The following is a 6,535-nucleotide window of genomic DNA, read 5'->3' as shown; positions in this document are numbered from 1 at the left end:
ACCACGTGCTCGTCGAGCTGTCGCCGCGCGCGGGCGCCGACGAGACCAACGCCGCGCTGGCCCGGCTGGCCGCGACCCACGGTCTCGACGTGGTCGCCGCGGGCAACGTCCACCACGCGACGCCGTCCCGGCACCGGCTGGCGTCGGCCATGGCGGCCGTACGAGCGCGTCGCAGCCTGGCCGAGCTCGACGGCTGGCTCGACCTCTCGGCCTCGGCCCACCTGCGTTCGGGCGCCGAGACGGCCCGCGCCCTGTCGGCCCACCCCGAGGCGGTCGCGCGCACCGTCACCCTCGCCGACGAGCTGGCCTTCGACCTGCGCAAGGCCTCGCCCGCGCTGCCCAAGCGACAGATCCCTGAGGGCCACAGCGCCGACTCCTGGCTGCGGGTGCTCGCCGAGCGCGGGTTCGCCGAGCGCTACGCGAGCCTGCCCCACGCCGCGGTGGCGCGCGAGCGGCTCGAGCACGAGCTGCACGTCATCAGCGAGAAGGACTTCTCGGGCTACTTCGTCATCGTCCACGACATCGTCGCCTTCGCCCGCGACAGCGGGATCCTCTGCCAGGGCAGGGGATCGGCGGCCAGCTCGGCCGTCTGCTTCGCCCTCGGCATCACCGCGGTCGACGCGGTCTTCTACCGGCTGCCGTTCGAGCGGTTCATCTCCGCGCACCGCGACGAGGAGCCCGACATCGACGTCGACTTCGACTCCGACCGGCGCGAGGAGGTCATCCAGTGGGTCTACGACACCTACGGCCGCCGCAACGCCGCCCAGGTCGCCAACGTGATCGCCTACCGGCCACGGATGGCGGTCCGCGACGCCGCCAAGGCGCTCGGTCACTCCCAGGGCCAGCAGGACGCGTGGTCCAAGCAGATCGACGGCTGGAAGTCGGTGGTCACCGGTGACGCGGGTGACCCGACCGCCCACGAGGTGCCGCCCGCGGTGGTGGCGCTGGCCGAGGAGCTGATGGGCGCGCCGCGCCACCTCGGCATCCACTCCGGCGGGATGGTGCTGACCGAGCGGCCGATCGGAGAGGTCTGCCCGATCGAGCGCGGCCGGATGGACAAGCGGACCGTCCTGCAGTGGGACAAGGACGCCTGCGAGTCGATGGGGCTGGTCAAGTTCGACCTGCTGGGGCTGGGGATGCTCGGCGCGCTCGACCACATGATGCGGCTCGTCGCCGAGCACCTGGGGGAGTCGTGGACCCTCGCGACGATGCCCAAGGAGGAGCCGGCGGTCTACGACATGCTCTGCCGGGCCGACTCGATCGGCGTCTTCCAGGTCGAGAGCCGCGCCCAGATCGGCACGCTCCCGCGGCTGCGACCACGCGAGTTCTACGACCTCGCCATCGAGATCGCGCTGATCCGGCCAGGGCCGATCCAGGGCGGCGCCGTCCACCCCTACGTGCGCCGGGCCACCGGCCAGGAGGAGGTCACCTACGACCACCCCGACCTGGTGCCCGTGCTCGAGCGCACCCGGGGCGTGCCGCTCTTCCAGGAGCAGCTGATGGCGATGGCCGTCGCGCTCGGCGACTGCAGCCGCGACGACGCCGACCTGCTGCGGCGCGCGATGGGGTCCAAGCGGGGGATCGAGCGGATCGAGTCGATCAAGACCAAGCTCTACGCCGGGATGGCCACCCGCGGGCTGACGGGCGACAAGGCCGACGCGATCTACGTCAAGATCCTGTCGTTCGCCAACTTCGGGTTCGCCGAGTCGCACGCGCTGTCGTTCGCGCTGCTCGTCTATGCCAGCTCGTGGTTCAAGCTGCACTACCCCGCGGCGTTCCTGGCGGGGCTGCTGCGCAACCAGCCGATGGGGTTCTACTCCCCGCAGTCGCTGGTCGGCGACGCCCGGCGCCACGGTGTGGACGTGCGCCGACCCGACGTCGCGTTGTCAGGAGCCCAGGCGGGGTTGGAGATCCTCGCTCCTGGTGAGGGTGGAGCGACCGGGCTCGAGGGGTGCTGCCGGCCGTCGTTCACGCGGGTGGAGTGGGTGCCGGGCACCCCCGACCCGGTCCCCGCACACCGCCGCGACGGACGGCTCGCCGTACGGCTGGGGCTCGACTCGGTGCGCGGCATCGGCCTCGACGTCGCACGCCGGATCGTGGCGGCACGCGACGAGGCGCCCTACGACGGCGTGACGGACCTGTCCCGCCGCGCCGACCTCACCCCCTCGCAGCTCGAGGCGCTGGCCACGGCTGGGGCGTTCGACTCGTGGGGGATGGACCGCCGGCAGGCCCTGTGGGCGGCGGGTTTCGCCGAGAGCGCCGACCACCTCGCCGGCACGACGCCCGCCCCCGACGCACCGATGCTGCCCGGGATGAGCGAGCCCGAGCTGACCCTCGCCGACCTGTGGGCCACGGGGGTCTCGCCGGAGCGGCACCCCGTCGAGCACCTGCGCGACGACCTGCGCCGGGCCGGGGTCCGCTCGATCGCCGATCTCGAGACGACCGAGTCCGGTCGTCGCGTCCACGTCGGCGGCCTCATCACCCACCGCCAGCGGCCGGGGACCGCCATGGGGGTCACGTTCCTCAACCTCGAGGACGAGACCGGCATGCTCAACGTGGTCTGCTCGGTCGGCGTGATGAAGGTGCACCGGCAGGCCGCGCGCAACCGGGTCGCCGTCGTCATCCGCGGCACCCTCGAGCGCAACGAGGGCGTCACCAACCTGATCGCCGACCGGGTCGAGGGCATCGACGTCCTCGTGCCGGGAGCCGGTGCGGTCCTGCAGGCGCGCGCGTCGTCTCGCGACTTCCGCTGACGGTGGTGGCCCGCCCCGGAGGTCAGAACTTGTAGGTGATCTCCACCGTGTCCCAGCCGTCGGCGACGTAGTCGTCGAGACTGAGGCACTCGAGCATCGTGGTCCCACCGACCGGGATGTCCTCGAAACCGGCCTCGTCCTGGGCCTCGAAGTCGCTGCAGCTGAGCTCGGCCACCAGGTCGTCCCCCTGCTTGAGGGTCACGTCGAACAGGGCGATCGCCGGCTCGGACGTCGTGTTGGTGGCCTCGAGCGAGGCCTCGAAGTCGCCGAGGTCGTCCTGGGTGATCTCGGGCTCGGTGACCGTCCAGCCGTCGACGTCGCGCGTGCCGCCGGGCGCGGCCGAGGACGGGGGCGCTGCCGGTGAGGTGGGCGCGGCCGGCGACGTCAGGGTCTCGGGGTCGACCGGCGCGTCGCTGTCGGCCGTGGGTCGGTCCTGGGCGGCCAGGCTCGCCTCGGCCTCGTCGAGGTCGTCCGCGAGCGCCTGGTAGTCGTCGCTGTCCTCGACGTCGCCGGTCGTGGCCGCCACGATCCCGGCGGCGGCGCCACCGCCGATGACGAGCCCGGCCACGAGCGCACCGATGACCAGCCCCCACGGCGTCCTTCCCCGAGGCGGCCCGCTCGGTGACTGTCCCGGTCCGGGGGAGTACGCCGGCTGGTAGGGCTGCTGCTGCCCCCAGACCTGGGCGGGCGGCTGGCTCTGGGGGTGGCCCGACGGTGGGAGAGGTTGCTGCGACCAGGGCCCCACCGTCGGCGCCTCGGCCGGCGGCACCCGGGGTGGCTGGTCGGGGGGCAGGTGAGGGGGCGGGAAGGGCGGCTGGTCCGACACGGCATCTCCCTGGGTGGGGGTGCCGCTCCGCGGTCCGGGACCGGCCTGGGGATCCTTCCACGGACGGCGACCCGCGCGACGGAGCAGCGCGCGAGCGGCTCGCGCGGATACCGATTCCGATCCGGCCCGACCCCTGCGATAAGGTGCTCAGGCCCCGCTAGCCGGGGCGTTCGGGCTGTAGCGCAGCTTGGTAGCGCACTTGACTGGGGGTCAAGGGGTCGCAGGTTCAAATCCTGTCAGCCCGACCGGACGACAGCAGGTCAGAGGCCGTTCCCGCCCCGGCGGGGACGGCCTCTTCCTCGTCCCGAGGAGGTCGCCCCGGGACCCGCGTCGTGCACCCGGCACCGGTCAGGGGGCCGTCCACGGGCACACGACCTCACCCAGGCGGATCTTTCCGCCCCCCAATGGGGCAATTCGGATCCCTCGAGCGCGCAAGTCGTCGTAGGGTTCGATCGCGAGACTGTCCCTAGGACGTCCTACTCGCCGAAGGACGGCGCGGTCGACCCCATGCGGCCGCGTCGTCCGGGTGCTCGCTCCTGGTCGTACGATCTCGCCGATGGACGACGACCCGCTGCACCCCTACCGGGCCGAGCTGCGTGCGCACTGCTACCGGATGCTGGGCTCGGTGCACGACACCGAGGACGTGCTGCAGGAGGTCGCGCTGCGGGCCTGGCGCGGACGGGACACGTTCGAGGGGCGCAGCTCGCGTCGCACCTGGCTGCATCGCATCGCCAGCAACGCCTGCCTCAACGAGCTGCAGCGCAAGGAGCGTCGGGTCCTGCCGGTCGACGTCGCCGAGCGGGCGACCGGTGCGCCCGATCTCGAGCGCCGTCTCGAGATCCCGTGGCTCGAGCCGTTGGCCGACGACCCGCACCAGAGCGCCGAGGGGCGGGAGAGCCTCGAGCTCGCCTTCGTCGCCGCGGTGCAGCACCTGACGCCCAACCAGCGCGCCGCGTTGGTGATGTTCGACGTCCTCGGCTTCTCGGCGGTCGAGGTCGCCGAGACCATGCGCACGAGCCCCGCTTCGGTGCACTCGACCCTCAGCCGCGCCCGGCTGGTGCTGGCCGACCTCGGCCCGCGGGCGTCCCAGCGCGCGGCCCTCGAGGACCTCGGGCCCGGCGGCCAGCAGGAGCTGGTCCGGCGCTACACCGAGGCCCTCCGCACCCACGACCTCGCCGGGCTGCTCACGCTGCTGACCGAGGACGCGACCTGGTCGATGCCGCCCCTGGTCGGCTGGTACGCCGGCCCCGCGGCCATCACGAGCTTCCTCCTGGCCGGACCGTTCGAGGTCGACTGGCGGCACCGGGTGACCACCGCCAACGGCCAGCTCGCCGTGGCGGCGTACGCACGGTTCGACGAGGACCGGACGGACCACGCGGCGTATGCCCTCGACGTGCTGACCGTGCGCGACGGGCGGATCGCGGCCGTCACGTCGTTCCTCGAACCGAGCTTGTTCGAGGCCTTCGGGCTTCCGCGGAACGTCACGTCCTGAGGGCGCCGCGACAGATCCGGCGCCCGGGCCCGGTCGGTACTGGTCATGGCCCACCACACCAAGCCGATCGTGCTCGCCCTCATGTGCGGCGTCGTCGCGATGACGGTGCTCGACCTGTCCGTCGTCAACGTCGCCCTGCCCTCGATCCAGGGCGACCTCGACGTCGCGCCGGCCGACCTGCAGTGGGTCGTCGTGACGTATGGCGTCGCCGTGGCCGGGTTCCTGCTGCTCGGCGGGCGCGCGGGCGACCTGGCCGGCCACCGACGGGTCCTGGTCGCCGGGATCGCGCTGCTGGCGGTCGCGTCGCTGGTCGCAGCCCTGGCGCAGGACCTGGGCGTCCTGGTCGCCGGCCGCGCCGGGCAGGGACTCGGGGCCGCCCTCGCCGCGCCCAACGCCCTCGCGATCGTGTCGCGCACCTTTGCCGAAGGGCCGGAACGCAACCGGGCACTAGGAATCTTCGGCGCCGCCGGGGGCACGGCCGCCATCGGCGGGTCGATCGTGGGCGGCCTCCTCGTCCAGGGGCCTGGGTGGCAGTGGGTCTTCTACCTCAACGTCCCGGCCGGGCTCGTCCTCGGACTGCTGGTGCTGCGCCGCGTGCCGGTCGACGACGTCGGCGACGTACGCCGCGGCGTCGACCTGACCGGCGCCGCCACCCTCACCGGTGGGCTGGTCGCCACGACCCTCGGTGTGCACGAGAGCACCGAGTCGGGATGGGGTGCGGCCGCCACCCTGGGGCTGCTCGCGGTGGGGCTCGCGCTGCTCGGGCTGTTCGTCGTGGTCGAGGCCCGCGTCGCCAGCCCGCTCGTGCCCCTCGCCACCCTGCGCCGACGGTCGCTGGTGGCGGCCAACCTGGCGGCGGCCCTGTTGTGGGCCAGCTTCCTCGGCCTGATCTACCAGGCGACCCTGTTCGTCCAGCAGGTGCTGGGCTACTCGCCACTGGCGGCCGGGTCGAGCACGATCCCGATCGCGGTGCTCTCGCTCGTGGTCTCGGCCGTGGTCGCGCCGCGGGTCATCGCACGGGTCGGTGCCGCCAGGACCCTGGCGCTCGGGATGGCCGTGCTGGGCGCCGGGATGCTGCTGCTGGCCCGGGTCCCGGACGGCGCGACCTTCCTGGTCGACCTGCTTCCGGCCTACTCGGTCGTGGGTCTCGGTCTCGGGTTCGCCCAGGTGGCGGTGCAGATCGCGGCCTTCGCCGGCGGCGAGGGCGACGAGGCCGGGCTCGCCGGCGGCGCGGTCGAGACCTCCCGCGAGATGGGCGGCGCGATCGGCCTCGCCCTGCTCGTGTCCATCGCCCTGCGCGGCGCCGACGACCTCACCGAGGCCTTCCACCGCAGCGTCCTGGGCGCCGCCGTCCTCGCCGCCCTCAGCGCCGTGGTCGCCCTCGCCCTGCTCCGCCCCACCGAGACCGAAGAATCTCCTGTCCCGACCCCCAAAACACGCTGACCCGTCGCACATGTGCGACGG

Annotated in this window: 4 protein-coding genes and 1 tRNA gene; 4 read left to right on the top strand and 1 reads right to left on the bottom strand. The window is 73.3% G+C overall.

Translation table 11 applies throughout. The features are described 5' to 3' along the window. Window positions 1-2,753, top strand: a 2,753-nt coding sequence (locus Q7T52_RS09625) for an error-prone DNA polymerase (RefSeq protein WP_304801859.1), incomplete at its 5' end; no start/stop codon positions are given. Between the two features lie 22 nt (window positions 2,754-2,775). Here the strand turns inward: Q7T52_RS09625 and Q7T52_RS09620 are convergent. Further along, entirely contained in the window at window positions 2,776-3,321 is a 546-nt protein-coding gene (locus tag Q7T52_RS09620; RefSeq protein ID WP_304801857.1) for a hypothetical protein, read from the bottom strand. A gap of 429 nt (window positions 3,322-3,750) precedes the next feature. Here Q7T52_RS09620 and Q7T52_RS09615 point away from each other — a divergent pair. The 3 genes from Q7T52_RS09615 (at window position 3,751) to Q7T52_RS09605 (ending at window position 6,514) form a co-directional block, all read left to right on the top strand. Then, window positions 3,751-3,824 (top strand) — tRNA-Pro (locus tag Q7T52_RS09615). A gap of 311 nt (window positions 3,825-4,135) precedes the next feature. Then, on the top strand, window positions 4,136-5,071 hold the full coding sequence (locus Q7T52_RS09610) for an RNA polymerase subunit sigma-70 (protein ID WP_304801855.1): 936 nt from the start codon (window positions 4,136-4,138) through the stop codon (window positions 5,069-5,071). A gap of 45 nt (window positions 5,072-5,116) precedes the next feature. Beyond that, a complete protein-coding gene (locus Q7T52_RS09605; RefSeq protein WP_304801853.1) occupies window positions 5,117-6,514 on the top strand; it encodes an MFS transporter in 1,398 nt (465 codons plus the stop codon). Window positions 6,515-6,535: the final 21 nt, after the last annotated feature.

This window comes from Nocardioides sp. (assembly GCF_030655615.1).
Classification (GTDB): domain Bacteria; phylum Actinomycetota; class Actinomycetes; order Propionibacteriales; family Nocardioidaceae; genus Nocardioides.
The sequence above is the reverse complement of the archived record's forward strand: the minus strand, read 5'-3'. Positions and strand labels throughout refer to the sequence as shown.